Here is a 25,225-nt window from a genome sequence, read left to right on the forward strand (position 1 = left end):
GAGAGGCTGGCGATGAGCACCCTTCACGACCTGCACAGCGAGCACCCCTCGCGGCGCGGCGAGCACCCCGGGCGGGCCCGCAATCCGTTGATCAAGGTCGCGGACATCGCGTGGCTGGAGTTTGAGAAGCCCGACCTGACGCTGACAGAGGCCTTCGCGCGCGCCTTCGGATTTCAAGTGGCGCTGCGAACGCCGCATGAGTTACACCTGCGTGGAACTGACCCCGGCGGGCCATGCGTGATCCTCCGGCGGGCTCCACGGAGTCGCTTCGTGGGAACGGCGTTCCGTGCCCACGACGAGACTGACGTGCTGCGACTGGCCGCCAAGGCGGGTGCCCCGACGCGGGCACTGCCCGAATCCATCGGAGGGCTGTCGGTCGACCTCGTCGACCCGAGCGGAATTCCAGTGCATGTGGTGGCCGGGGTGGACCGCCTTCCAGCGTTGCCGCAGCAGGCGTCGCAGGTGTTCAACATCGGAAGCGAGAGGACCCGCGTCAACGCCACTCAACGGCCGCCGCGGGTCCCTGCGCGCATCCAACGTCTCGGCCACGTGGTGCTGCAGTCCACGACGTACCGGGCGACCCTGGACTGGTACTTGGAGCATCTCGGGATGATCGTCAGTGACTTCCTGTACTTACCCGGCCAGCGCGACCGCGGTCCGACGATGAGCTTCATCCGGTGTGACCGCGGGACGACACCCACCGACCACCACACGTTGGCGCTGGCGCTCGGACCGGGCAACCGCTACGTGCACTCCGCGTACCAGGTCACCGACCTCGACGCGCTGGCCGCGGGCGGTGAGTACCTGGCGGAGCGGGGATATCGGCGATCCTGGGGCATTGGCCGACACATCCAGGGCAGCCAGCTGTTCGACTACTGGCGCGACCCCGACGGCTTTCTGGTCGAGCACTTCGCCGACGGCGACCTCTTCGACAACACCGTCGAACCCGGCTGGGCGCCGTTCGCGGCGTCAGGGCTGTCGCAGTGGGGGCCACCGGTGTCCAAGGACTTCCTCGGCGTCGACCCGAAATCTGCTCGAGCTGAGGCGATTTCGATCCTCTCTGCGCTGCGTCAACGAAACGAATTCGATGTCCGTCGCCTCATCGGCCTACTGAAAGTACCCACCTCATGACCATCTCCGTCCTTCGTACCGCCGATGCCTGGTGGGTCAAGACGCCCACTGGTGCCGCCAAGATCGACACCACCGCCGCCACGACGGGCGAACTCATCGCCGACTCGGCCGCCGTCCATGCGGCAGCCGCACGCACCGAAACGGTCGCGCTCGACACCCTTGAACTGCTCTCCCCGGTGACCCGGCCGTGCCGTGTGGTGGCGCAGATGACCAACTTCGAATCCCATGTCAGAGACGCCGGTATGGACCCGCGGACGGTGCCGTTGACGTTCTTCCGGAAAGCTTCCGCGTCGATCAGCGGACCCTTCGACGATGTCGTCAAGCCCCGCCATGTGCAACTGCTCGATTATGAGGTGGAGATCGGACTGGTGATCGGCCGCAGCCTCCCGGTGGGCACGGCGGTGACCGACGCCAACCTCGCGGAATACGTTGCGGGACTAGTGATCACCAACGATGTCTCAGCGCGGGACATCCAGCTGCCGCAGACGCAGTTCTACGAGGCCAAGTCGTATCCCACGTTCACCCCCGTGGGGCCCGAACTGGTGCTGCTTGACTTCGACGAACTGGCGCGGTTCGGTGAGCTCCGGCTGCGGCTGAGTGTCAACGGCGAAGAGCGGCAGAACGCCTTGGTCGAGGGGGACATGCTGTACCGACCGCTGCAGGCGCTACAGGCGCTGAGCCGCTTCCAGGACCTCTCGGCTGGTGACCTCATCCTGACCGGCACGCCGGTTGGCACCGCTCTGAGTGCACCGCCCAAGCCCATCGAGATCATCGGCAACCTACTGCCCCCGGCGGTGAAGTGGAAGGCCTTCTTCAAGCGTCAGGCCAGCAACCCGAAGTACCTGCGGGATGGTGACCTGATCGAGGCCGGAGTCGCCACTGACGACGGAGCCATCGACCTCGGCACGCAACGGATGAGGGTGCGTCACACATGAGTGCGGACGGGGTCGACTACGCGCCGGTGGTGATCGTCGGCGCCGGTCCCACCGGAATCACGGCCGCCACCCTGTTGGCCCAGTACGGTGTGGCCACCGTGACCCTTGATCGGTGGTCGGAGGTGTATCCGCAGCCACGCGCGGTGCACGTCGACGACGAGGTATGCCGCATCTTGGCCCGCCTGGGGCTCGCCGAGTCCTTCGCCGCCGTATCCCGGCCGGCCCACGGTCTTCAACTGCGCGATCGCAGCCAGAGGGTGCTCGCCGAATTTCGGCGCGACACCAGACCCGGGCGGAATGGCTTCCCGCAGGCCAACATGTTCGACCAGCCCGTACTCGAGGCCCTGCTGCGGGCGAATCTGCAGCGGCATCCGCTGGCCGAACTGCGCGGCAATGTCGAGGTTGTTAATGTCGACGTTGCGCCACCGGGGCGGGCCCGGGTCACCTACCTCGACCGCAACACAGGGCGTGAACGGGACATCGAGGCGGACTACGTCCTCGGCTGTGACGGCGCCAACAGTGTGGTGCGGGCCCGGATCGGCGCTGCGATGAAGGATCTGTGCTTCAACCAGCGCTGGCTGGTCATCGACGTCGGCACCGCCGTGGATCTGCGGCAGTGGGATGGTGTGCACCAGATCTGCGATCCCCGGCGGGCCGGCACGTTCATGCGCATCGGCGCGACGAGGTACAGGTGGGAGTTCCGGCTGTTACCCGGCGAATCGGTCCAGGACTTCGCCACCCTCGACGCCCTGCGCCCCCTCCTTTCGCCTTGGATCGGTGCGGCAGCAGATTCGGATCTCGAACTGATCCGGGTGGCGGAATACACGTTCCGCGCGCAGGTCGCAGACAGATGGCGACGGGGAGCGGTGTTACTACTCGGCGACGCGGCGCACCTCACTCCGCCATTTGTGGGCCAGGGTATGGGTGCGGGTCTGCGGGACGCGATGAACCTGTGCTGGAAGCTGGCTGGAGTTCTCGCTGGGGATCTCACTGACTGCGTCCTGGACACCTACGAGCAGGAGCGGAAACCGCACACCACCTTCATGATCGGGATGGCGTTGGCCATCGGTTGGGCCATGACTGCGGGCGGTGACTTCGGTAGCGCGATCCGTCGCTTGGTGGTGCCCTGGCTGCATCGGCTGCCTGGTGTGCGCCGCCGCGTCGTGGACTCCACCACGCCTCAACTGCGTCGATCAGCCCTCGTCTGCCGTAAACCCCTGCGGCGCAGCCTTGTAGGTGGTCTGTGCCCGAATCCACCGCTACCCGAGGGGGGCTCGCTCGACGACGAACTCGGCCGCGGATTCAGTGTCGTCACCGCAGTCGCGCTCAGCGAGTCTGATCGGCGGATCGTCGAAGAACGTGGCGCTCGGGTTCACCACGCCACTGCGGGAAGTGTGACCGCCGACTGGCTTCGGCGGGGACGAGTGACGGCGGCAGTCGTGCGGCCAGATCGCACGGTCATGGTCGCCAGCCGCGACCTCGGTGTGGTGTGTGACCGGGTGCCCAGTTTCCACTGCGGAGCACGCCATCATGACAAGGGGCGCCTCCGCTGACCAGCCGCGCGTGACCTAACAAGTGCTTGGTTGGTAGGATTGCCCAATGGCGCCGGATACGCCCAGCCCTCCCGTCAGTCGACGCGACGAACTGCTCGCGCTGGCTGCGTCGATGATGGCTGAGCGAGGTCTGAAGGCCACCACGGTGCGGGATATCGCCGACGCCGCGGGCATTCTGTCCGGGAGTCTGTATCACCACTTCTCCTCGAAGGAGGAGATGGTCGACGAGGTGCTGCGCAGTTTCCTGGACTGGCTGTTCGCGCGCTACCAGGAGATCATCGACAGCGAGCCCAACCCCCTGGAGAGGCTCAAGGGCCTGTTCATGGCGTCGTTCGAGGCCATCGAGGACCGACACGCGCAGGTCGTCATCTATCAGGACGAGGCCAAGCGACTGTCGTCGCAACCCCGGTTCTCCTACGTCGACACCCGAAATCGCGAGCAGCGCAAGATGTGGGTCGACGTGCTCAACCAGGGCATCGCGGAGGGGTACTTCCGGCCCGACCTCGACGTCGATCTGGTCTACCGATTCATCCGTGACACCACCTGGGTGTCCGTGCGCTGGTATCAACCCGACCGTGGGCTGACGGCCGAACAGGTCGGACGACAATACCTGTCCATCGTCCTCGGTGGAATCACGAACAACTCTGCAGTGCAATCCAATTCGAAGGAGAAATCAGATGGCTGAGGCGTACGTCATCGACGCTGTGCGCACCGCGGTGGGTAAGCGCAACGGTTCGTTGGCCGGGGTGCACCCGGTGGACCTCGGGGCCCTCGGCTGGCGTGCGCTGCTCGACCGCGTCGACGTCGACCCGGCCGCGGTGAACGACGTGATCGCCGGCTGCCTGGACACCATCGGTGGTCAGGCCGGCAACATCGGCCGGCTGTCGTGGCTGGCCGCGGGCTTCCCCGAAGAGGTTCCCGGCGTCACCGTCGACCGGCAGTGCGGCTCCAGCCAGCAGGCCATCTCCTTTGGTGCGCAGGCGATCATGTCCGGCACCGCCGATCTGATCGTGGCCGGCGGCATGCAGAACATGAGCCAGATCCCGATCAGCTCGGCGATGACGGTGGCCGAACCGTTCGGTTTCACCTCGCCGACCAACGAGTCCAAGTCGTGGCTGCACCGCTACGGCGAACAGGAGATCTCGCAGTTCCGCGGCTCGGAACTGATCGCCGAGAAGTGGAACATCTCCCGCGAGGAGATGGAGCAGTTCGCGCTGACCAGCCACGAGCGGGCCTTCGCGGCGATCCGCGCCGGGCACTTCGACAACGAGATCGTGACGGTGGAGACCGAGAACGGACCGTTCCGGGTCGACGAGGGCCCGCGTGAGTCCTCGCTGGAGAAGATGGCCGGCCTCAAGACGCTGGTCGAGGGTGGCCGCATCACGGCAGCCATGGCCAGCCAGATCTCCGACGGCGCCAGCGCCGTGCTGCTGGCCTCCGAGCAGGCGGTCAAAGATCACGGCCTCAAGCCGCGCGCCCGCATCCACCACATCAGCGCCCGCGGCGCCGACCCGGTGTTCATGCTCACCGGTCCCATCCCGGCGACGCGCTACGCGCTGGAGAAGACGGGTCTGTCGATCGACGACATCGACACCGTCGAGATCAACGAAGCCTTTGCGCCCGTGGTGATCTCGTGGCTCAAGGAGATCAAGGCCGACCCCGAGAAGGTCAACCCCAGCGGCGGCGCGATCGCGCTCGGGCATCCCCTCGGTGCCACCGGGGCCAAGCTGTTCACGACCATGCTGAACACGCTGGAGCGCACCGGCGGCCGCTACGGTCTGCAGACCATGTGTGAGGGCGGCGGCACCGCCAACGTCACCATCATCGAACGCCTCTGATTTCTTTACCCGCGAGCGGGCTGGGGTCCCCGCTTGCGGGGCGTCTGTACGCAACACTCCGGTGAAATGCGTACAACTCCGGCCGCTCGTCGGGCTTTCGGGGCTAGTGCTCGTGCAGGATCACGCCGCGGATGTTGCGACCCGCCCGCATGTCCTCATACCCGAGGTTGACCTCGCCGAGCTTGTATTCGTGGGTGACGGCCTCATCGAGCAGCAGCTTGCCCTCGCGATACAGGTTGAGCAGCCGCGGGATGTCGGCGCGCGGGTTGGCCTCGCCATAGAGGCTGCCCAGCAGGCGTTTCTGGAACAACGTGAACATCGTCATCGACAGCGTCGGGGTCACATCGCCGATCGAAGCGATCGCGGTCATCACCACCGCGCCACCCTTGCGGATGATGTTGGCGGCCTCCTCGAGCATCGCGCCCTCGAGCAGGCCCATGGTCAGGATCACCGAGTCGGCCATCACGCCCCGGGTCAGGTCCGCCACCAGGGCCGTGGCTTCCGGCATCGAGGTGACGAAGTGCGTCGCCCCGAACTCAATTGCCTTGTCACGCTTGGACCCGACGATGTCGACGACAACGATGTGTTCGGCGCCGGCGAGTCGGGCGCCCTGGATCGCGCCGCTGCCGATGCCGCCGCAGCCGATCACGACGACGGTGTCACCCGGCCTGACGTCGGCGGTGTTGACCGCCGAACCCCAACCGGTGGTGATCCCGCAGCCGAGCAGGCAGGCCCGCGACAGCGGCAGGTCGTCCTCGATCTTGACCACCGACGCCTCGGGCACGGTGCCGTACTGCGAGAAGGTGCCCACCAGCGCGATCACGCCGATGTCCTGCCCCTTGGCGCGGCGTCGATAACTGCCGTCGAGTTGGGTGCCAGCCATGATGAAAGCGCCCAGATCGCAGAGGTTCTGGTGTCCGGTGGAACAGAACCGGCAACGTCCGCAAGCCGGCAGGAAGGACGCGACGACGTGGTCGCCGGGCTTGAGGCCCTGTACACCCGGGCCGACCTCCTGCACGATGCCCGCGCCTTCGTGCCCGCCGATCAGGGGCAGCGGTGCGGGCAGGTCACCCGTGCGGACGTGCTCATCGGAGTGACACAGGCCAGTGGCCTCCCACGACACCAGCACTTCGCCGTCCTTCGGCGGGTCCAGGTCGATCTCCTCGATGGTCCAGTCACCGCCGAACTCCCAGAGAATCGCAGCATTCGTCTTCATAGCCAACCTCCGGGTAGCGCGATGTTCTTGCGCCCCGAGTTTAGGAACGCGGCGGTAACCGCGGAGGCGGATTTGAACAACGCGGATTCGTCAAGTCAGGGCAGGGCCAGCACCAGGCCCGCCATGGCGATCAGCCAACTGGCGAAACTGCCGACCAGAAAGTACTCGGTGACCGCATCAATGCCGGAGCCGTTCTCCTCTTTGCGTTGGGCGTTCAGCTCAGGGAACCGGATGATGCCCTTGGCCGCGACCACCGCGGACGCCGCCCCGAGTTGCCCGCCCAGGCCCAGGCCGACGATGAGCAGGCGCTCCATGGGCCCGAGCAGCCTGCCGCCCTTGAGTCGGTCTGAAGGCTGAGGTTCACCGGCTGGCCGCACTGCGCCGACGGCGCCAAGAATCAAGCGCACCAACTGATTCGCCGTGACGAGTTGCAGCAGCACCACGCCGACGATCATCAGTGCGCGGTCCGGGTCGAGGTCGCCGACACCCACCCAGTGCAGCCAGCGGGCGATCAGCCCACCGACGGGCGACGTCCACCCGGCGAGGATGAGCGGCAGTCCAACGCCGAGGCCGAATGTCGTCAGCGCCGAACCCTGGTGAGTGCCCGTCCGTTCGGCACGGGCCGACAGGAGAACCCAGAGCACCGACAACACTGCGGTCGCGGTGAGTAGAACGATGTCCCCGAGACGCCACAACCCACCGAGCAGAGCACACGCCAGCACTGCGACGGGCCCCGTGGCCAACGGCACCCAACGCACGCCGGTGAGTCTGCGGCAGATGTCCGCGGCGCCGACGGCGATCAGGAACACCGCGAGTGTGCTCATCGGATCTCTCGAAGCTGCTCGGCAGCGGTCAGCAGCAGATCGAGACCGTCCCGGCCGGCGCGCTGTGACACCGCCGACGCGCTGATGTCCTCGCTCACCGCCAACTCCTTCTTGGATCGTCCCTCGCGCAGCCCCGTCAGGATTCGCAGGGATCGCTGGTCCAGCGATCCAAGCAGATGGTCCCGACACATCAGGGCGGCGTTGACGGCACCCGGGTCGGGACCGTCGGCGGGGGCCAGGCGGTAGGCCGTCCGGACGTGGGACAGGCCCGACTGCTGTTGGGCCGCTGCGGTCCATTCGATCGCTTCGCGCGCGGCCCACCATCCCGGACCGTCCTGGATCCCGGACTCCGCATCGAGTCGAGCGACGCCACCCCAGCCGATGCCGAATCGGATATCGACGTCGGGGGCGACAGCCAGGCGTATCCACAGTGCGGCGTCGATCGCGTGGCCGACCGTGTCGTAGCTGCCCTGGAACTCGTCGCCGACGGTCAGGGCGGGTGCGTCCACGGCGTGCTCGGTCACCGAGGTCAGGGCCAAGGCCGTCGACAGTCGCCGATGCAGTGCCTGACGGTCGGGGTGGCTGCGTGATCCGACGACATCGCCGATCAGCGGCGCCAGGACCAATGAAGTGCCAGCCTTCACTGAAGACATATGAAGATTATAGCTTCATTATGTCAAAATGAAGCCCTCTGCTTCAGTCGGAAATTTTGGCGGCCGCCGACCGCAGGTGACGGATCGCGTCGTCGACGATCGTGTCGATCAACTCAGCGCACGACGGCAAGTCATCGAGGATGCCCGCGACCTGGCCCGATGCCAGCACGCCCGCGTCTGTATTGCCCTCGACCAGACCCGCCTTGAGCAGCATCGGAGTGTTGGCCGCCATCACGACCTGCGACCAGGTCAGGTCCTTGCCGTGCCGCATCGCCAGACCGTCGCTGACCATCGAACGCCAGCTCATACCCGTCATCTTCTTGAACTTCTGCGCGTTGCCGATCGCGGCGCTGAACCCGCGCACACGAGATCCGCTCTCGAGCTTCTCGACCAGGCCGGTACGAAGCACCCGGTGCGGCATCCCGTCGACGCGGGTGGACACCACGGTGCCGTCCAGGCCGGACTCGAGGTATCGACGCTTCACGTCGTCGGGGACGGTGGAGTCCGACGTGAGGAGGAACCGCGTGCCCATCGCGACGCCTGCCGCGCCGTAGGACAACGCCGCGGCCAATCCGCGCCCGTCGAAGAACCCGCCCGCGGCCACGACCGGCATGCCGGTGTCGGCGACGGCGTCGAGCACCGAGGGCAGCAGCAGGGTGGTGGCGACCGGTCCGGTGTGGCCTCCGCCTTCACCGCCCTGAACGATCACGGCGTCGGCGCCCCAGCCGGCGACCTTCTTGGCGTGTTTGGCCGCACCCACAGACGGGATCACCACGACGCCGGCCTCTTTGAGCTTGGCGATGAGATCCGGTTTGGGAGCTAAGGCGAAGGAGGCGACTTTGACTCCTTCGCGGATCAGGAGGTCGACGCGCTCGTTGGCGTCGCCGGCGTCGGCACGGATGTTGATGCCGAAGGGTTTGTCGGTGGCCGCCTTGACCTTGCTCACGGCGGCCTGCAGTTCCGCGAGCGTCATCGTCGCCGACGCGAGGATGCCGAGTCCGCCCGCGTTCGACGTCGCCGACACAAGCCGTGCACCGGCCACCCAGCCCATGCCGGTCTGCACCACCGGATGTTCGATTCCGACGAGTTCAGTCAGCGCGGTCTTGAGCTTGGTCATGCGCGCACTTCTTTGTCGCGCAACGCCTTCGGATCGAGTTCGGCGATCAGCTCCTGCTCGCGCTCAGACGGAAGCCTTGTCGTTTCGGCCTCGTCGAGACCGTGCACCTCGAATGAGGTGTTCTCGGCGACCTGATCCGGCTCGACGCCGGGATGCAGGGACACCGCGCGCATGGTGTGGTCGGGCCCGTTGAAGTCGAACACGCCGAGGTTGGACACCACGCGGTGGATGTTCGCGAACCGGTAGGCCGGATTCTCCGAATCCACCTTGTCCCAGCCGATGCCGGACACGATGTCGACCGAGTCGCAGAACACACGCGTGGAATGGTTGCCCACAAAGTAGCTGGTGGCGTGGTTGATCGTGTTGCCCGGGGCGCCGCGCACGCCGAACATCTGCCGGGTGGGGTGCTGGATCGGGCCGAAGGCCGACAGGTTCTGATTGCCGAACCGGTCGATCTGGTTGGCGCCCATGACGACGTGGCGCCGCCCCCACGACAACGTCTCGAAGACCCGCCCGAACGGCATCCACCCCTCGATCGCGGCGGAGGCACCGATCGCCGGGGTGTCGGCGATCAGTCGGGCCTCACCGTCGGTGAGCACGATGTCGGGGGAGAAGGTCAACCGGGCCAGCCTGGCGCCGATCGACACGATGGTCGTCATCGGGCTGACCATGATCTCGCCCGCATCGCGGAACAGTTCGGCGCACGCGACGGTGCACACCTCAGCACGACTGGCGGAAATCACTTCGAAGCCTCCTGAGCAGCCTTGAAATCCCGGACAGCGGCCTGGTAGTCGGCCTCGCTGCCGGACAGGTAGGTCTTGACGAACTCGGCCCAGCCCGTCTCGGAACCGGCCGCCTCGGCGTAATGCCGCTGGAACTTCTCGTCGCGGCGGTAGTCGGGTTCGGCGGTGGTGAAGTGGGCACCGCCCGGCGCCTCGACCACGGTGTCGACCATCATCCGGTTGATCAGCAGTGCCTGTGGCGGAACGGCTTTCACCAGTTCCTCGGTGGAGACCACCTTCTCGACCGAAAGCACGCGCCGCTCGGCGGCCATCAGGAACAGATCGTCGAAGTACGGGTCGATCCCGGTGTAGGCCGCATTCCCGCGGACGTCACCGATGTTCAGGTGCGCGAACGCCACATCCAGGTTCAACGCGGGCATGGCGATCAGTTCCTCGTATCCGTCGCCGGTGGGGTAGGGCGAGCGCACGGTCTTGAGCTCGTCACCCCAGAAGCGCCGCACATCGCTGCCGAGGCCGGCACGGATCGGCAGGAACGGCAACCGCTGTGCGGCGGCCTGCAGCCCACAGCGCAGCATGCCCTCGTCCATCTCGCGCGCCTCGATCGCGCCCGACGTGCGGGCCTTGGCGAACCACGGGTCGTAGAACGGCGGCGAATCCAGTGAGACGAAGCCGTAGTACACGCGCTTGACCTTCCCGGCCGAGCACAGCAGGCCGAGATCCGGTCCGCCATAAGTGACTACGGTCAGGTCGGTGACGTCGGTGCGCAGCAGTGCCCGCACCAGGGCCATCGGCTTGCGTCGAGACCCCCAGCCGCCGATGCCGATCGTCATGCCGCTCTCGATCGAGGCGACTGCCTCATCGAGCGTCGTGCGTTTGTCCGTCATGCTTTGTCGCCCTTCGTGGTTCCGGCGAAGGCGTCGCGGTGCTCGTCGGAGACACCGGACAGGTTGAGTTCGAATGTGAAGCCCTGCTCCATGCGGTATCTCGCATTGACGGGCTGGACGTCGATGAAGTTCAGCGCCTCCTTGGCGGCACGGATCACGCGGGTGTCCTTGCTGGCGATGTCGCGGGCCACGCGCAGTGCGGACTCGTCGAGTTCGGAGCGCGGCACCACCTCGTGCACCGACCCGAAGTGGTGCAGGGTCGCGGCGTCCACGGTCGCGGCGGTGAAGAACAGTCGACGCATGAGGTGCTGGGGGACCAGGCGGGACAGGTGCGTGGCAGCGCCGAGGGCGCCTCGTTCCACCTCGGGCAGACCGAATTTGGCGTCATCGGACGCGACGATCACGTCAGCGTTTCCGACAAGACCGATGCCGCCTCCGACGCAGAAGCCGTTGACGGCGGCGACCACCGGGACCTCGCACTCGTAGACCGCCTTGAAGGCCGCGTAACAGCCGCGGTTGGCGTCGATGAGCGCGGTGAAGCCCTCGGTGTTCTGCATCTCCTTGATGTCCACACCCGCGTTGAAGCCACGGCCCTCGGCCCGCAGGATCACCACGTGGGTGCTGCGGTCGCGGCCCGCTGCGGTGATGGCGTCGGCGAGTTCGAACCAGCCGGCCGACGGGATGGCGTTGACCGGCGGGTAGTTGACGGTGACCGAGACGATGCCCGGTTCGACTGTCGTGGTGGTGATCGTCATCGAGTCACTTCCTGGAGGGGTCGCTACCTAAGCAAGCACTTGCTTGGTACGCTAGCACAGTGACTGACGCGGCTGGAATCAATCTGCAACTGGACGGTCGGGTGGTTCTGATCACCGGCGGCGTCCGCGGGGTCGGGGCCGGCATCAGCGCCGTCTTCGCCGGTCAGGGTGCCACCGTGGTGACGTGTGCACGTCGTCCGGTCGAGGGCCTGCCGTATGAATTCCACTCCTGCGACGTGCGCGACGACGATTCGGTCGCGGCGTTGATCGAGACCGTCGTGGCGACGCACGGCCGACTGGACGTCGTGGTGAACAATGCCGGCGGGTCGCCGTATGTGGCCGCATCCGAGGCGTCGGCCAAGTTCAGCACCAAGATCATCGAACTCAACCTGCTCGGTCCGCTCTCGGTTGCCCGGCACGCCAACGAGGTGATGCAGAAGCAGGACACCGGTGGGTCGATCATCAACATCTCGAGCGTCAGTGGTCGCAGGCCCACCCCCGGCACCGCGGCCTACGGTGCCGCCAAGGCCGGGGTGGACAGCCTCACCAGCACACTGGCCGTCGAATGGGCTCCCAAGGTCCGGGTGAACTCCGTCGTGGTCGGCATGGTCGAGACCGAGCAGTCCGAACTGTTCTACGGCGACGCCGACTCGATCGCCGCGATCTCCAAGAATGTGCCGCTCGGCAGGCTGGCCACGCCGGCCGACGTCGGTTGGGCCGCAGCATTTCTCGCCTCGGGCGCGGCGTCCTACATCAGCGGTGCATCCCTCGAGGTGCACGGTGGCGGCGAACCGCCGCACTACCTTGCGACGACAACCGCAGACATCAAGTAAGGAGACACACTCACATGGGACTTCTCGACGGCCGCGTGGTCATCGTCACGGGCGCCGGTGGCGGCATCGGGCGCGCGCACGCGCTCGCGTTCGCCGCTGAAGGTGCCCGAGTCGTGGTCAACGACATCGGCGTGGGCCTGGACGGGTCGCCCGCGGGCGGCGGCAGCGCCGCGCAGGGTGTTGTGGACGAGATCGTCGCTGCGGGTGGTGAAGCCGTCGCCAACGGTTCTAACGTCGCCGACTGGGGGCAGGCCGAGGCGTTGATTCAGACCGCGGTGGACACCTTCGGTGGATTGGACGTTCTGGTCAACAACGCAGGCATCGTGCGGGACCGGATGTTCGCCAACACCTCCGAGGAGGAGTTCGACGCCGTCACCGCTGTGCACCTCAAGGGGCACTTCGCCACCATGAAGCACGCCGCGGCCTACTGGCGCGCTCAGTCGAAGGCGGGCCACACCGTTGACGCCCGAATCATCAACACCAGTTCGGGCGCGGGCCTGCAGGGCAGCGTCGGACAGGCGAACTACAGCGCGGCCAAGGCCGGCATCGCGGCTCTGACTCTGGTGGCCGCGGCCGAGATGGGGCGCTACGGCGTCAGCGTCAACGCCATCGCGCCGTCGGCGCGCACCCGCATGACGGAGACGGTCTTCGCCGACATGATGGCGACGCAGGGTGCGGATTTCGATGCCATGGCGCCGGAGAATGTCTCGCCGCTCGTGGTGTGGCTCGGCAGCGTCGAATCTCGTGATGTCACCGGCCAGGTGTTCGAGGTCGAGGGCGGCAAGATCCGAGTGGCCGAGGGTTGGGCGCACGGCCCGCAGATCGACAAGGGTGCCCGCTGGGATCCGGCCGAACTGGGTCCGGTGGTCACCGATCTGCTGGCCAAGGCGAGGCCCGCGGTCCCCGTGTACGGCGCATAACTCGCTCGGCACTCCTCAACGACGAAGCCATCGGCCCCCTTGTCATCAAGGGGGCCGAGGCTTTTCTGCGACGCATAGGTCAGCAGGCGCGCTCTAGGTGATCATGCGATCATGTCAAGTGACCAACTTTGGGATTGGTGGAGAACAGGCCGTCCCAGGGGGTGGGTGCGGTCCGCTTGCACCCATCTCACCAGCAGAAATGGAGCACCAAGTTGTTTGAAGACCTCGCCAACAAAACAGCCCTGATCTCCGGCGGCGCCCGCGGGCAGGGCGCGTCCCATGCGCGCGAACTCGCTGCGCTCGGGGTCAACGTCGTGATCACCGACATCCGTGACGAGCTCGGCGCGGCCGTGGCCGAGGAGATCGTGAGCGCAGGCCAGAAGGCGACGTACCTCCACCTCGATGTTCGTTCGAGTGCGGACTGGGCGAGCGCGGTCGAGGCGGCGGAGAAGCAGTACGGTTCCGTGGACATCCTGGTCAACAACGCAGGTGTGGTGCAGTGCGCCCCCGTCGATCTGCTCAGCGACGAGGACTGGGACGAGGTCATCGGCATCAACCTGGCCGGCGTGTTCCGCGGTATGCGGGCGGTCATCCCGGCAATGCGGCGTGCTGGCGGCGGCGCGATCGTCAACATCTCGTCGGTGTTCGGCGTCAAGGGAACCTGGGGTTACGCCGGCTATGTCGCCAGCAAGGCGGGCGTTGCCGGAATCACCAAGTCCGCGGCGCTGACGTACGCCGCGGACAACATTCGTGTCAACGCCATCGCCCCCTCCTCCGTCGACACGCCGATGCTCGACGAAGAGAAGGTGATCATGGCCGAGAATCCGTACTTCGACTTCGACGAATGGATGGCCAGCCAGCCGATCCCACGGATCGCGCAGCCGCAGGAGGTCACCGACCTGCTGGTCTACCTGGTCTCAGACCGCTCCCGTTACTGCACCGGCGGCATCTACCCGATCGACGGCGGGATCCTCGCGGGCTGAGAGACTCACGCGAGCCGGAAAGGCAATCGGCCCCCTCGATGACGAGGGGGCCGACGCGCTTCGTGGTGGCTTACGTCCTCAGGCGGCGTCCCTGGCAGAGGCGTCGCCGCCGTTGCTGCCGGAGTTGGCCGTCTTGTCGAGGTTCCTGCTGATGCCGTCGCGCGCGTCCGTGAGCGACTGCTTGACGTTGTCGCGAATCTCGTTGACCGAGGCGCGAATCCGATCCCGCTGGGCGGTCCGCTTCGCGTCGGCCTCGGCCTTGCGCTCGGCGCGCTTGGCCGCGAACTCCGACCGTGCGGCATCCAACTCCTTGGCGATGCTGGTCCGGGCTTCTCTGGCAGTGGTCAGCGTATCCTCCACGGGCGCAGTCGATCTGGTGGTCAGGGTGGCTGCCGGCGACTGCGGGACGAAGTGCCTGCGGATCTCGTCGAGGGTGTCGGTGATCGAATCCTTGACGAACTTCACTGTCGCATCGCCGACGTCGCGGACGCCTTGGGCCGCGGTCTCGGCGATTGCCTTGCCGTCGAGATCGAACACCGGCTGGCGCATGTTGTAGAGCGCGGTCTGTGGGGCGACGATCAGATCCCGCACGTTGACCAGCATCTTGGTCAGGTAATTGGCCTCGCCGACCTCCTGCCCCGCCCAGCTCTTCAGCGTCCAGCCACCTTCGCCGTTCTTCTCAACCACGACGATGTCGGTGTTCTTCAGCGAGTGTGTGAAGAACAGACCCAGGTTGGGATTGTCGACGTTCATCAGGGTCCAGGCCATGATCGTCAGGCCGTGGGAGAAGGCCGCGGCGTTGATCTGGCCGTCGTTGTTGACGTCGCCGTCTTCGCCCATCTGCTCGAGTGCGGCGTCGACGCGGGCGTCGAACTCGTTGCCGTCCTCGGCGCCCGGGATGCGCAGGAACCGCAGGCCCAGGGCCCAGCCCAGGGGCATGAGACCGTAGACCACGCGGCCGATGCCGCTCACCTGCGAGGTGTTCTCGAAGATTCCGGCGTAGATCTCCTGGATTCCCGCCGGTGATTGCGGATCGAGAGGATTGAATCGGCCGATCATGACGGGGGTCTTACCCAGCTCGTCCGCCAGGGGAGCCGCGGTCTGCTGGGTGCGAATCATGGTGGAGACGTAGAGATTGTCGAAGGTCAGCGGATTGATGCCCTGTCCTTGGAGCTTGTCCGACACGGCTAGAGCCTGCTCCTGGCCCGTCGGAGTCAGTCCCGGGCCCGGAACGGTGGTGCTGATGTAGTCCGAGACGTTGCCCTCTGATTCGCCGTGCCTGATGAACGTCACGGTCATGGCACCTGCCGGGATTGCCGCCAGGACCACCAGGGTAATCGCCGTCAGCGTCGCCAATACGGCTGTACGGGCAGTGCGACGGCCCGGTTTCGGCTGGTCGTGCATCAATTCTCCATCCACTACGTCCCCCGATATGCGTCAGCTCACACAGGCCTGCTGGGTGTGCGCTGGATCACTGTACAAGATCGGAGAAGTGTCCTGTATCGGGGTGGTGAATCGGCGCCCATCGACCGGCTAAGTGGGAGGAGCTGCCACAAAAGAACGGTCCCCCTTGATGTTTCACCAAGGGGGACCGGAAAGCGGGATGTGACTCAGGCAGGATCGCAGATGACGATCGGAATCCTGCGGTCCGTGTAGGACCGGTAGTTGACGAAGTCGGGGTACATCGCGTCCAGCTTGGGCCAGTACTCGTCGCGTTCGGCGTCGGTGGCGTCGCGGGCCACAAGTTCGAGCTTGTCGCTCTTCGTCTGGAACGTGATGTTGGGGTTGGCCTGGAGGTTGAGGTACCACATCGGATTGGTGGCCCGGCCACCCTGGGATGCGACCAGGACGATGCGCCGGCCCTCCTGCAGGAACAGCAGTGGACTGTCGCGCGGTTCGCCGGACTTGCGTCCGATCGTGGTGAGGATTCCGACCTCGGCCCCGCGCAGGAACTTGTTCGCGAACTTGCCGTTGGTTTTCTTGAACAGGAAGGTCTGGATGCGTGACATCCATTTGATGGCCGTGCCTGTGGATTTCGCGTTCAGACGCTCGACCTGCTTGGCGCTGAGCGGGCGGGGTGTATCGGCCATGGCGAAACCTAACGTGTGATGAACGGGCGGACTTTCGCGCGGATGTGGTGGATCTGTGCCGCCTCGCCCGAGGCAGGGATCAAGAACACCTCGTCGACCCGCGCGCCCACCTTACGTCCGGCGAGCGACGGTTTGGTCTTCAATTCGAATTTCGCGCGCACCTCGTCACCGGACACCGTGAACTCCGGCGCGCTCACGGATTCGATCACCCGGTACTGCGGGCCGCCGTTCAGGCTGCGGCGTAGGTGACTCCCCGAGAATCCGGTCTTGACGCCGAACTCGATGCGTTCGCAACCGGGCGCGAACGGCACATCGTCTGCCTGGTGACTGGCCAGAGCTTCGATGTACGAGCGCGCCGCGGCAATGCGTTCGGCATCGGAAACGGCGGCGGACATGTCAGATCCGCTCGATGATGGTGCCGGTTGACAGGGCGCCGCCGGCGCACATCGTGATCAGCGCGGTGCTCTTATCGCTGCGCTCAAGCTCATGCAGGGCCGTGGTGATCAGGCGCGCACCCGTCGAACCGACCGGGTGGCCCAGCGCGATGGCGCCGCCGTTGACGTTGACCCGATCCATGTCGGCCTCATGCACCCGCGCCCACGACAGCACGACCGACGCGAAGGCCTCGTTGATCTCGACCAGGTCGATGTCGCCGATCTTCATGCCGGCCTTCTCGAGCACCTTGGCCGTCGACTGGACCGGGCCGTCGAGGTGGTAATACGTCTCGGCGCCGACGTTGGCCTGCGCGACGATGCGGGCGCGGGGCTTCAAGCCCAAGGCCTTGGCCTTGTCTTCGTCCATCCACAGCACCGCCGCGGCGCCGTCAGAGATCTGCGATGACGTGCCCGCGGTGTGCAGGCCGCCCTCGAACACCGGCTTGAGCGACGAGAGTCCCTCGAGGGTGGTGTCCCGCAGTCCCTGATCGCGGCTCACGGTGCCGAGTTCGGAGGTGGGCTGCTTGTTCTCGTCGAGCACGGGCGCTTCGAGGGGGGAGATCTCTCGATCGAAGCGGCCCTCGGCCCACGCCTGCTTGGCCTTGAGCTGGGACGCGAGCCCAAAGGCGTCGAGGTCGGCGCGGGTGATGCCGCGACGCGCGGCGATGCGCTCGGCGGCCTCGAACTGGTTGGGCATGTCGATGTCCCACGACGATGCGCGGATCAGCGATCGGTCCGGCCCGGCGTTCGCGCCCAGGCCGACCCGGCTCATGGCCTCGACGCCGCACGCGATGCCGATGTCGATCGCGCCCGTGGCGATCAGGCCGGCGATCAGGTGATTGGCCTGCTGCGCACTGCCGCACTGGCAGTCGATCGTCGTCGCACCGACGTGCTCCGGGAGACCCGCCGTCAGCCAGGCCACACGGGAGATGTTGTTGGACTGTTCGCCGTACTGGGTGACGCACCCGCCGATGACCTGTTCGACAGCGCCGGCGTCGATCCCGGCCTTCTCGACCACCGCTTTCTGGATCCCGCCCAGCAGTTCCGTGGCGTGCAGGCCCGACAACCAGCCGTTGCGCTTGCCGATCGGGCTGCGGGTGGCTTCGACGATGACAGGATTACCCATGACGTCAGGCTAGAACACGTTTCATTACTCTGACAAGCGACGATGCGACACTGCCTTTGATCTGCGGTCGAGCCGTGTTTCAATGGTCGCAATCGGAACTAGACCACGTCGTATCAGGTGGCATCGGCCGCAGAGACGGCCCTTTCACGCCACCAGCGGACACGAGGAGTGCACATGGCCAGCCCGAACATCCCCAGCGACTTCGACCCACTCGACGCCAACCTCAACCTTGAGCGCCTGCCGGTCGAGGAACTCGCCGAACTGCGTAAGTCTGAGCCTGTCCACTGGGTCGACGTGCCCGGCGGAACCGGCGGCTTCGGCGACCCGGGCTACTGGATCGTCACCAGGCATGCCGACGTCAAAGAGGTGTCCAAGAACAGCGAGGTCTTCGGCAGCTCGCCCGACGGTGCCATCCCGGTGTGGCCGCAGGAGATGACGCGCGAGGCCATCGACCTGCAGAAGGCCGTGCTGCTGAACATGGACGCCCCGCAGCACACCCGGCTGCGCAAGATCATCTCCCGTGGGTTCACCCCGCGCGCAGTCGGACGCATCGAGGACGAACTGCGGGCCCGCGCCCGCAGGATCGCCGAAACCGCCCTGGCTCAGGGCTCCGGCGACTTCGTCGAGCAGGTCGCCAGCGAACTGCCGCTGCAGGCCATCGCCGACCTGCTCGGGGTGCCGCAGGAGGACCGCGACAAGCTGTTCCGCTGGTCCAACGAGATGACGGCCGGCGAGGATCCCGAGTACGCCGACATCGATCCGGCCATGTCGTCGTTTGAGCTCATCACCTATGCCATGAAGATGGCCGAGGAACGGGCCAAGAACCCGACCGAGGACATCGTCACCAAGCTCATCGAGGCCGACATCGACGGTGAGAAGCTCTCCGACGACGAATTCGGCTTCTTCGTCATCATGCTGGCGGTCGCCGGTAATGAGACGACCCGCAACTCGACCACCCACGGCATGATCGCCTTCATGGAGAACCCGGACCAGTGGGAGCTCTACAAGAAGGAACGGCCGACCACCGCGGCCGACGAGATCGTCCGCTGGGCCACCCCGGTCTCGGCATTCCAGCGCACCGCCCTGGAGGACACTGAACTCGGTGGCGTGCAGATCAAGAAGGGGCAGCGTGTGGTGCTGTCCTACCGGTCGGCCAACTTCGACGAAGAGGTCTTCGAGGACCCGCACACCTTCAACATCCTGCGTGACCCGAATCCGCATGTCGGATTCGGTGGCACGGGCGCGCACTACTGCATCGGCGCCAACCTGGCCCGGATGACGATCAACCTGATCTTCAATGCGATCGCCGACGTGATGCCCGACCTCACGCCGATCGGGGACCCTGAGCGACTGAAGTCCGGCTGGCTCAACGGGATCAAGCACTGGCAGATGGATTACACGGGCAAGACTGCCGCCGCGCAGTAATCTCTGCACCGGCGAACGAATCAAGGAGGATTCGGGTGGATTTCACTCCAGACCCGGCGCAGCAGGCAGTCGCCGACGTGGTCACGTCTGTGTTGGGACGTGACAACACGTGGGAGGCCCTCGTCGACGGCGGCGTGACCGCCCTCGGGGCGCCCGAGCGCCTCGGTGGCGACGACGTCGGACTGCCCGGCGTGGCCACGGCGCTGACCGAGATCGGCAGGCACGGAACCGTCAGCCCTGCCCTGGCCACCCTCGGCCTCGGATTGATCCCGCTGTTGGATCTGGCCACCGAGCAGCAGCAGGACCGGTACCTGGCAAACGTCGCCAAGGGTGCCGTGTTGACCGCGGCCCTCAACGAACCGGGTGCCCCGCTGCCGGACGAGCCGGCGACCACCCTGAGCGGTGGACGGCTCAACGGCACCAAAATCGGTGTGCCGTATGCGGATAAAGCCCAATGGATTCTGGTCACCGCCGACACCGGTGTGGTGGTCGTCGCCGGGGATGCCGACGGACTGTCGATCACCAAGACGCCGACGTCCAACGGTTCCGACGAGTTCGTGCTCACCTTCACCGACGTCGCGGTGCCGGACGAGGACGTCCTCGCTGAGGCCACCCCCGCACGCGTCAACCAGTTGGCCCTGGCGGCCGTCGGCGCCTTCGCCGCGGGTCTGGTGGCCGGCGCGCTGCGCCTGACGGCGGACTACGTCGCCACCCGCGAGCAGTTCGGCAGGCCGCTGTCGACATTCCAGACGGTGGCCGCGCAACTGTCCGAGGTGTACATCGCGTCCCGCACGATCTCGCTGTTGTCGACCTCGACGGTGTGGCGGTTGTCCGAAGGACTTGACGCCGCTGAAGATCTGACCATCCTCGGGTACTGGCTCACCTCGCAGGCCGCGCCCGCGATGCGGCTGTGCCACCACCTGCACGGCGGTATGGGCATGGACATCACGTACCCGATGGACCGCTACTTCTCCTCTATCAAGGACCTGACCCGACTGCTGGGCGGCCCCGTTCATCGTCTCGATCTGGTGGGAGCCTGATGTTCATCGACCTGACGGCGGAGCAGCGCGCGCTGCAAGCCGAACTGCGGGAGTACTTCTCGACGCTCGTCACGCCCGAAGAGGCCAAGGCGATGGAGTCGGACCGGCACAACGAGGCCTACCGCACCGTCATCAAGCGCATGGGTTCCGACGGCAAGCTCGGTGTCGGGTGGCCCAAGGAGTACGGCGGCCTGGGCTTCGGCCCGATCGAGCAGCAGATCTTCATCAACGAGGCCAACCGCGCCGACATCCCGTTGCCGATGGTCACGCTGCAGACCGTGGGACCCACCCTGCAGGTGCACGGCACGGAGGAGCAGAAGAAGAAGTTCCTGCCCGGAATCCTCTCCGGTGAAGTCCATTTCGCAATCGGGTACTCCGAGCCAGAGGCCGGCACCGACCTGGCTTCCCTGCGCACCACGGCCGTCCGGCACGGTGACGAGTACATCGTCAACGGGCAGAAGATGTGGACCACAGGCGCGCATGACGCGGACTACATCTGGCTGGCCTGCCGCACGGACCCGAGTGCCGCCAAGCACAAGGGCATCTCGATCCTGATCGTGGACACCAAGGATCCCGGCTACTCATGGACTCCGATCATCCTGTCCGACGGTGCCCATCACACGAATGCGTCCTACTACAACGACGTTCGGGTGCCCGCCGACATGCTGGTCGGCGAGGAGAACGGCGGCTGGAGGCTCATCACCACGCAACTCAACCACGAGCGCGTCGGGCTGGGCCCCGCCGGCCGGATGGCCGGCATCTACGACCAGGTGCACGAATGGGCGGCCACGCCAGGCTCGAACGGTGTCACCCCCCTTGACCAGCCGGACGTGCAGCGCCTGCTGGGACAGATCAAGTCCATCTGGCGGATCAACGAACTGCTCAACTGGCAGGTCGCCGCGTCGGGGGAGACCATCGCCGTCGCAGACGCCGCGGCCACGAAAGTCTTCTCCACCGAGCGGATTCAGGAAGTCGGCCGACTCGCGGAGGAGATCGTCGGCGGGCACGGCAACCCGGCTGACCCACACACCGCCGAGCTGCTCGAATGGCTCGACAAGATGACCAAACGCAACCTCGTCATCACCTTCGGTGGCGGAGTCAACGAGGTCATGCGCGAGATGATCGCCGCCTCTGGGCTCAAGGTTCCGAGGGTGCCGCGGTGAGCGAGGATCTGCAGGCAGGGATCGAACGGGTCAAGGCCGACAACAGGAGTGAGCCGCGCGCCGGTCGAGACCCGGTGAATCAGCCGATGATTCACCACTGGGTCGACGCGATCGGCGACAGGAACCCCATCTACGTCGACCAGGAGGCCGCGAAGGCCGCTGGACATCCGGGCATCGTGGCACCGCCCGCGATGATCCAGGTGTGGACCATGGGCGGCCTCGGTCAGGGCCGCTCGGAGGATGATCCGCTGTCGCAGGCAATGAAGCTCTTCGACGACGCCGGGTTTGTCGGCGTGGTCGCCACCAACTGCGAGCAGACCTACCACCGGTACCTGCAACCGGGCGAAGAGCTCACGATCAACGCCGAGATCACCGACATCGTGGGTCCCAAGCAGACCGCGCTCGGGGAGAGCTATTTCATCAACCAGCTCATCACGTGGACGACGGCCGACGACGAGACCGTCGCCGAGATGAACTGGCGCATCATGAAGTTCAGGCCCCAGGAGGACAAGAAGCCCTCCGGCGGGCAGGAGCGCAGCGACCGGGGAATCAACTCGGTTCCGGAGGATCTCGATCCCGACAAGCTCATGCGCCCCTCGTCGTCGAGGGACTCGCAGTTCTTCTGGGACGGCGTGAACGCCCACGAACTGCGCATCCAGCGTCGCCCAGACGGCACGCTGCAGCACCCGCCGGTTCCTGCCGTCTGGCAGGACAAGGATCAGGCGATCGACTACGTCGTCGCCTCCGGGAACGGCACGGTGTTCAGCTACGTCGTGCACCATGCGCCGAAGGTGCCGGGTCGCAGCCTGCCGTTCGTCATCGCACTCGTCGAACTCGAGGAGGGTGTGCGGATGCTCGGCGAACTGCGCAACGTCGAGGCCGACAAGGTCTCGATCGGAATGCCGGTGCGCGCCACCTACATCGACTTCCCGGACAGTGATGTGAGTCCGGCCTGGACGCTGTACGCATGGGAGCCCAAGGCATGACCACGATCGAAGTCGGCACCACACTGCCCGAACTGGCCATTTACGGCGACCCGACGTTCATCGTCTCCACCGCGATCGCCACCCGCGACTACCAGGACGTGCACCACGACCGGGACAAGGCGCAGGCCAAGGGGTCCAAGGACATCTTCGTCAACATCCTCACCGACACCGGCCTGGTGCAGCGCTACCTGACCGACTGGGCGGGCGCGTCGGCGCGGATCAAGTCGATCGGTCTTCGCCTCGGTGTGCCTTGGTACGCCTACGACACCGTGACGTTCCGCGGGGAGGTCACGGCCGTCGACGCTGATCTGGTGACGGTCAAGGTGACCGGCTCGAACAGCCTTGGTGACCATGTCATCGCCACCGCCGCACTGACTTTGGGGGACAACTGATGCTCTCCGGCAAGGCTGCCATCGCCGGTATCGGGGCCACCGACTTCTCGAAGAACTCCGGGCGCAGCGAGTTGCGCCTGGCCGCCGAAGCCGTGCTCGACGCACTCGACGACGCGGGCCTGAAGCCGTCGGACGTCGACGGCCTGGTGACGTTCACGATGGACTCCAACCTGGAGACCGCCGTCGCGCGATCGACCGGCATCGGCGAACTGAAGTTCTTCAGCCAGATCGGTTACGGCGGAGGCGCCGCCGCGGCGACCGTGCAGCAGGCCGCGCTCGCGGTCGCCACCGGCGTGGCGGAGGTCGTCGTCGCCTACCGCGCGTTCAACGAACGCTCGGAGTTCCGCTTCGGCCAGGTGATGACGGGTCTGACGGTCAACGCGGACTCGCGCGGCGTGGAGTACAGCTGGTCGTACCCGCACGGGCTCAGCACGCCGGCGGCGTCGGTCGCGATGATCGCTCGGCGGTACATGCACGAATACGGCGCCACGAGTGCGGATTTCGGCGCGGTGTCGGTGGCGGATCGCAAGCATGCGGCCACCAACCCCAAGGCGCACTTCTACGGCAAGCCGATCACCATCGAGGACCACCAGAACTCGCGCTGGATCGCCGAACCGCTGCGCCTGCTCGACTGCTGCCAGGAGACCGACGGCGGGGTGGCGATCGTTGTCACCACCCCCGAGCGGGCCAAGGACCTCAGGCACCGACCGGCGATCATCGAGGCCGCCGCTCAGGGCGCCGGTACCGACCAGTTCACGATGTACTCCTACTACCGCGACGAACTGGGCCTGCCCGAGATGGGTCTCGTCGGCCGGCAGTTGTGGCAGCAGAGCGGACTTTCGCCTGCCGACATCCAAACTGCCGTCCTCTACGACCATTTCACGCCGTACACGCTGATCCAGCTCGAAGAGCTCGGCTTCTGCGGCAAGGGTGAGGCCAAGGACTTCATCGCCGGCGGTGCCATCGAGATCGGTGGTCGACTGCCGATCAACACCCATGGCGGCCAACTCGGTGAGGCCTACATCCACGGCATGAACGGCATCGCCGAAGGTGTGCGTCAGCTGCGTGGGACGTCGGTGAACCAAGTCGAGAACGTCGAGCATGTCCTTGTCACTGCGGGCACAGGGGTGCCGACGTCGGGTCTGATTCTGGGCTGACGTTCGCGGGTCCTCTTCTCGCCGAGCGTGAACCCAGCTTCACGCTCGGCGTCCAGAGTGCGTCCAGCTTCACGTTCGGCGGCGATGCCACGGGTGTGTCGGTGGGCGGCGGCACACTGCCGACATGACCGGACCCTTCATCGGCAGCACCGCCGTGGCGAGCGGCCAGATGTCGAAGTATCAACTGGCAAGTCGGTACGTCCGACTGTTCCCCGACGTGTACGTGCCTGCCGATCTCGCGGTGACGGCGTCGGTGCGGGCCATCGCAGCCTGGCTGTGGTCTGGCCAGATTGGAGTCGTCGCGGGATTCGCGGCGGCGGCACTGCACGGCAGCAGATGGGTGGACGCGGCACGGCCCGTCGACCTGATCCACGACAACCGGCATCGGCAGGCCGGAGTGGTCGTCCGTGGCGACCGCGTGGATGACGACGATGTCGCCGACATCGACGGCGTTTCGGTGACCACTCCCGCGCGCACCGCGCTCGATCTCTCATGCTGGTATCCGCGCTCCACCGCAGTGGCGGCCGTGGATGCGCTCGCGCGGGCCACCGATCTCAATGTCGCCGACGCGGAACTGCTCGCCGAACGGGCGACGGGGCGGCGAGGCATTCGCCGGGCCCGCAGGGTATTGAGACTGGTCGACGCGGGTGCCCAGTCGCCCAAGGAGACGTGGCTGCGCCTGCTGGTCCTCGACGCGGGATTTCCGCCCGTGCAGACGCAGATCCCGGTGTTCGACGAGTTCGGCGACGCCATCGCGTATCTCGACATGGGTTGGGAGGAGCTGAAGATCGCGCTCGAGTACGACGGTGACCACCACCGCACGTCGCGCTCGCAGTTCAGCTACGACCGGCGGCGCCTGGAGATGCTGCGCCGGCGGCATTGGGTCGTCGTCGTGGTCACGGCCGACGACAAACCCGAGGACATCCTGCGTCGGGTGCGCGACGCGATCGCGTCCCGTCGCGCCCGCGCAGTCCACGCCGCATAAAAAGACGCCGAGCGTGAAACCAGCTTCACGCTCACGCGCGAA

26 protein-coding genes are annotated in these 25,225 nt (G+C 66.3%); 15 read left to right on the plus strand and 11 right to left on the minus strand.

The genetic code is table 11. The features are described 5' to 3' along the window. Window positions 1-12 precede the first annotated feature (12 nt). From G6N34_RS00545 to fadA6, 5 genes are read left to right on the plus strand one after another with little or no spacing between them, the layout of a single operon-like run. A complete protein-coding gene (locus G6N34_RS00545; RefSeq protein WP_085155741.1) occupies window positions 13-1,131 on the plus strand; it encodes a VOC family protein in 1,119 nt (372 codons plus the stop codon). Continuing rightward, a complete protein-coding gene (locus tag G6N34_RS00550) occupies window positions 1,128-2,066 on the plus strand; it encodes a fumarylacetoacetate hydrolase family protein (protein ID WP_085155744.1) in 939 nt (312 codons plus the stop codon). Before G6N34_RS00545 ends, G6N34_RS00550 begins: the two co-directional genes overlap by 4 nt. Next, entirely contained in the window at window positions 2,063-3,619 is a 1,557-nt protein-coding gene (mhpA, locus tag G6N34_RS00555) for a bifunctional 3-(3-hydroxy-phenyl)propionate/3-hydroxycinnamic acid hydroxylase MhpA (RefSeq protein WP_085155747.1), read from the plus strand. The genes G6N34_RS00550 and mhpA overlap by 4 nt, the downstream gene beginning before the upstream one ends. A gap of 46 nt (window positions 3,620-3,665) precedes the next feature. Beyond that, a complete protein-coding gene (gene kstR2 / locus G6N34_RS00560) occupies window positions 3,666-4,304 on the plus strand; it encodes a TetR family transcriptional regulator KstR2 (protein WP_085155750.1) in 639 nt (212 codons plus the stop codon). After that, the gene (fadA6, locus tag G6N34_RS00565; protein ID WP_085155753.1) at window positions 4,297-5,457 is read left to right on the plus strand and encodes a steroid 3-ketoacyl-CoA thiolase FadA6; all 1,161 of its coding nucleotides are present in this window, start codon (window positions 4,297-4,299) and stop codon (window positions 5,455-5,457) included. Before kstR2 ends, fadA6 begins: the two co-directional genes overlap by 8 nt. A gap of 103 nt (window positions 5,458-5,560) precedes the next feature. Here the strand turns inward: fadA6 and G6N34_RS00570 are convergent, their stop codons facing one another. From G6N34_RS00570 to echA20, 7 genes are all read right to left on the minus strand, one after another. Next, on the minus strand, window positions 5,561-6,673 hold the full coding sequence (locus G6N34_RS00570; RefSeq protein WP_085155756.1) for an NDMA-dependent alcohol dehydrogenase: 1,113 nt from the start codon (window positions 6,671-6,673) through the stop codon (window positions 5,561-5,563). 95 nt (window positions 6,674-6,768) lie between these two features. After that, window positions 6,769-7,497: a hypothetical protein gene (locus G6N34_RS00575; protein WP_085155758.1), complete on the minus strand. Its 729-nt coding sequence runs from the start codon at window positions 7,495-7,497 to the stop codon at window positions 6,769-6,771. Continuing rightward, window positions 7,494-8,150, minus strand: coding sequence for a SatD family protein (locus G6N34_RS00580; protein ID WP_085155761.1), 657 nt, complete (start codon window positions 8,148-8,150; stop codon window positions 7,494-7,496). Before G6N34_RS00580 ends, G6N34_RS00575 begins: the two co-directional genes overlap by 4 nt. A gap of 43 nt (window positions 8,151-8,193) precedes the next feature. Then, window positions 8,194-9,267, minus strand: coding sequence for a (3aS,4S,5R,7aS)-5-hydroxy-7a-methyl-1-oxo-octahydro-1H-indene-4-carboxyl-CoA dehydrogenase (gene ipdC / locus G6N34_RS00585; RefSeq protein ID WP_085155764.1), 1,074 nt, complete (start codon window positions 9,265-9,267; stop codon window positions 8,194-8,196). Beyond that, window positions 9,264-10,010: a cholesterol ring-cleaving hydrolase subunit IpdB gene (ipdB, locus tag G6N34_RS00590; RefSeq protein WP_085155767.1), complete on the minus strand. Its 747-nt coding sequence runs from the start codon at window positions 10,008-10,010 to the stop codon at window positions 9,264-9,266. The genes ipdC and ipdB overlap by 4 nt, the downstream gene beginning before the upstream one ends. Next, a complete protein-coding gene (ipdA, locus tag G6N34_RS00595; protein WP_085155770.1) occupies window positions 10,007-10,894 on the minus strand; it encodes a cholesterol ring-cleaving hydrolase subunit IpdA in 888 nt (295 codons plus the stop codon). Before ipdA ends, ipdB begins: the two co-directional genes overlap by 4 nt. Further along, window positions 10,891-11,649: a (7aS)-7a-methyl-1,5-dioxo-2,3,5,6,7,7a-hexahydro-1H-indene-carboxyl-CoA hydrolase gene (echA20, locus tag G6N34_RS00600; protein ID WP_085155773.1), complete on the minus strand. Its 759-nt coding sequence runs from the start codon at window positions 11,647-11,649 to the stop codon at window positions 10,891-10,893. The genes ipdA and echA20 overlap by 4 nt, the downstream gene beginning before the upstream one ends. Window positions 11,650-11,708: 59 nt before the next feature. On the opposite strand from echA20, the gene G6N34_RS00605 reads away from it, so the two are divergent. The 3 genes from G6N34_RS00605 to G6N34_RS00615 all read left to right on the plus strand — a co-directional run bounded on the left by G6N34_RS00605 (window position 11,709) and on the right by G6N34_RS00615 (window position 14,385). Then, entirely contained in the window at window positions 11,709-12,482 is a 774-nt protein-coding gene (locus tag G6N34_RS00605; protein WP_085155776.1) for an SDR family oxidoreductase, read from the plus strand. Between the two features lie 14 nt (window positions 12,483-12,496). Then, complete coding sequence (locus tag G6N34_RS00610) at window positions 12,497-13,402, plus strand: SDR family oxidoreductase (RefSeq protein WP_085155779.1); 906 nt, start codon at window positions 12,497-12,499, stop codon at window positions 13,400-13,402. Window positions 13,403-13,614: 212 nt separating this feature from the next. Next, window positions 13,615-14,385 carry an SDR family NAD(P)-dependent oxidoreductase gene (locus G6N34_RS00615; protein ID WP_085155866.1) on the plus strand — a complete coding sequence of 257 codons (771 nt, stop codon included), beginning with the start codon at window positions 13,615-13,617 and terminating at the stop codon, window positions 14,383-14,385. Window positions 14,386-14,463: 78 nt separating this feature from the next. Here the strand turns inward: G6N34_RS00615 and G6N34_RS00620 are convergent, their stop codons facing one another. The 4 genes from G6N34_RS00620 to G6N34_RS00635 form a co-directional block, all read right to left on the minus strand. Beyond that, on the minus strand, window positions 14,464-15,789 hold the full coding sequence (locus G6N34_RS00620) for a histidine phosphatase family protein (protein WP_085155782.1): 1,326 nt from the start codon (window positions 15,787-15,789) through the stop codon (window positions 14,464-14,466). A gap of 206 nt (window positions 15,790-15,995) precedes the next feature. Beyond that, window positions 15,996-16,475, minus strand: a complete 480-nt coding sequence (locus G6N34_RS00625; RefSeq protein WP_085155785.1) for a nitroreductase family deazaflavin-dependent oxidoreductase — start codon at window positions 16,473-16,475, stop codon at window positions 15,996-15,998. 8 nt (window positions 16,476-16,483) lie between these two features. Continuing rightward, the gene (locus tag G6N34_RS00630) at window positions 16,484-16,870 is read right to left on the minus strand and encodes a DUF8021 domain-containing protein (protein ID WP_085155788.1); all 387 of its coding nucleotides are present in this window, start codon (window positions 16,868-16,870) and stop codon (window positions 16,484-16,486) included. 1 nt (window position 16,871) lies between these two features. Beyond that, entirely contained in the window at window positions 16,872-18,035 is a 1,164-nt protein-coding gene (locus G6N34_RS00635; protein ID WP_085155790.1) for a steroid 3-ketoacyl-CoA thiolase, read from the minus strand. Window positions 18,036-18,209: 174 nt separating this feature from the next. Between G6N34_RS00635 and G6N34_RS00640 the strand changes: the two genes are divergently transcribed. The 7 genes from G6N34_RS00640 to G6N34_RS00670 all read left to right on the plus strand — a co-directional run bounded on the left by G6N34_RS00640 (window position 18,210) and on the right by G6N34_RS00670 (window position 25,183). Continuing rightward, on the plus strand, window positions 18,210-19,460 hold the full coding sequence (locus G6N34_RS00640; RefSeq protein WP_085155793.1) for a cytochrome P450: 1,251 nt from the start codon (window positions 18,210-18,212) through the stop codon (window positions 19,458-19,460). Between the two features lie 35 nt (window positions 19,461-19,495). Continuing rightward, complete coding sequence (locus tag G6N34_RS00645) at window positions 19,496-20,500, plus strand: acyl-CoA dehydrogenase family protein (RefSeq protein ID WP_085155796.1); 1,005 nt, start codon at window positions 19,496-19,498, stop codon at window positions 20,498-20,500. After that, window positions 20,500-21,663 carry an acyl-CoA dehydrogenase FadE29 gene (gene fadE29, locus G6N34_RS00650; RefSeq protein WP_085155798.1) on the plus strand — a complete coding sequence of 388 codons (1,164 nt, stop codon included), beginning with the start codon at window positions 20,500-20,502 and terminating at the stop codon, window positions 21,661-21,663. Before G6N34_RS00645 ends, fadE29 begins: the two co-directional genes overlap by 1 nt. After that, a complete protein-coding gene (locus G6N34_RS00655; RefSeq protein ID WP_085155801.1) occupies window positions 21,660-22,649 on the plus strand; it encodes a bifunctional MaoC family dehydratase N-terminal/OB-fold nucleic acid binding domain-containing protein in 990 nt (329 codons plus the stop codon). The genes fadE29 and G6N34_RS00655 overlap by 4 nt, the downstream gene beginning before the upstream one ends. Further along, a complete protein-coding gene (locus G6N34_RS00660) occupies window positions 22,631-23,041 on the plus strand; it encodes a MaoC family dehydratase (RefSeq protein WP_085155804.1) in 411 nt (136 codons plus the stop codon). The genes G6N34_RS00655 and G6N34_RS00660 overlap by 19 nt, the downstream gene beginning before the upstream one ends. Beyond that, on the plus strand, window positions 23,041-24,198 hold the full coding sequence (locus G6N34_RS00665) for a 17-hydroxy-3-oxo-4-pregnene-20-carboxyl-CoA lyase (RefSeq protein WP_085155807.1): 1,158 nt from the start codon (window positions 23,041-23,043) through the stop codon (window positions 24,196-24,198). The genes G6N34_RS00660 and G6N34_RS00665 overlap by 1 nt, the downstream gene beginning before the upstream one ends. Window positions 24,199-24,322: 124 nt before the next feature. Beyond that, a complete protein-coding gene (locus G6N34_RS00670; RefSeq protein ID WP_085155810.1) occupies window positions 24,323-25,183 on the plus strand; it encodes a type IV toxin-antitoxin system AbiEi family antitoxin in 861 nt (286 codons plus the stop codon). The last annotated feature ends 42 nt before the right edge of the window (window positions 25,184-25,225 follow it).

Source organism: Mycolicibacterium confluentis, assembly GCF_010729895.1.
Taxonomy (GTDB): domain Bacteria; phylum Actinomycetota; class Actinomycetes; order Mycobacteriales; family Mycobacteriaceae; genus Mycobacterium; species Mycobacterium confluentis.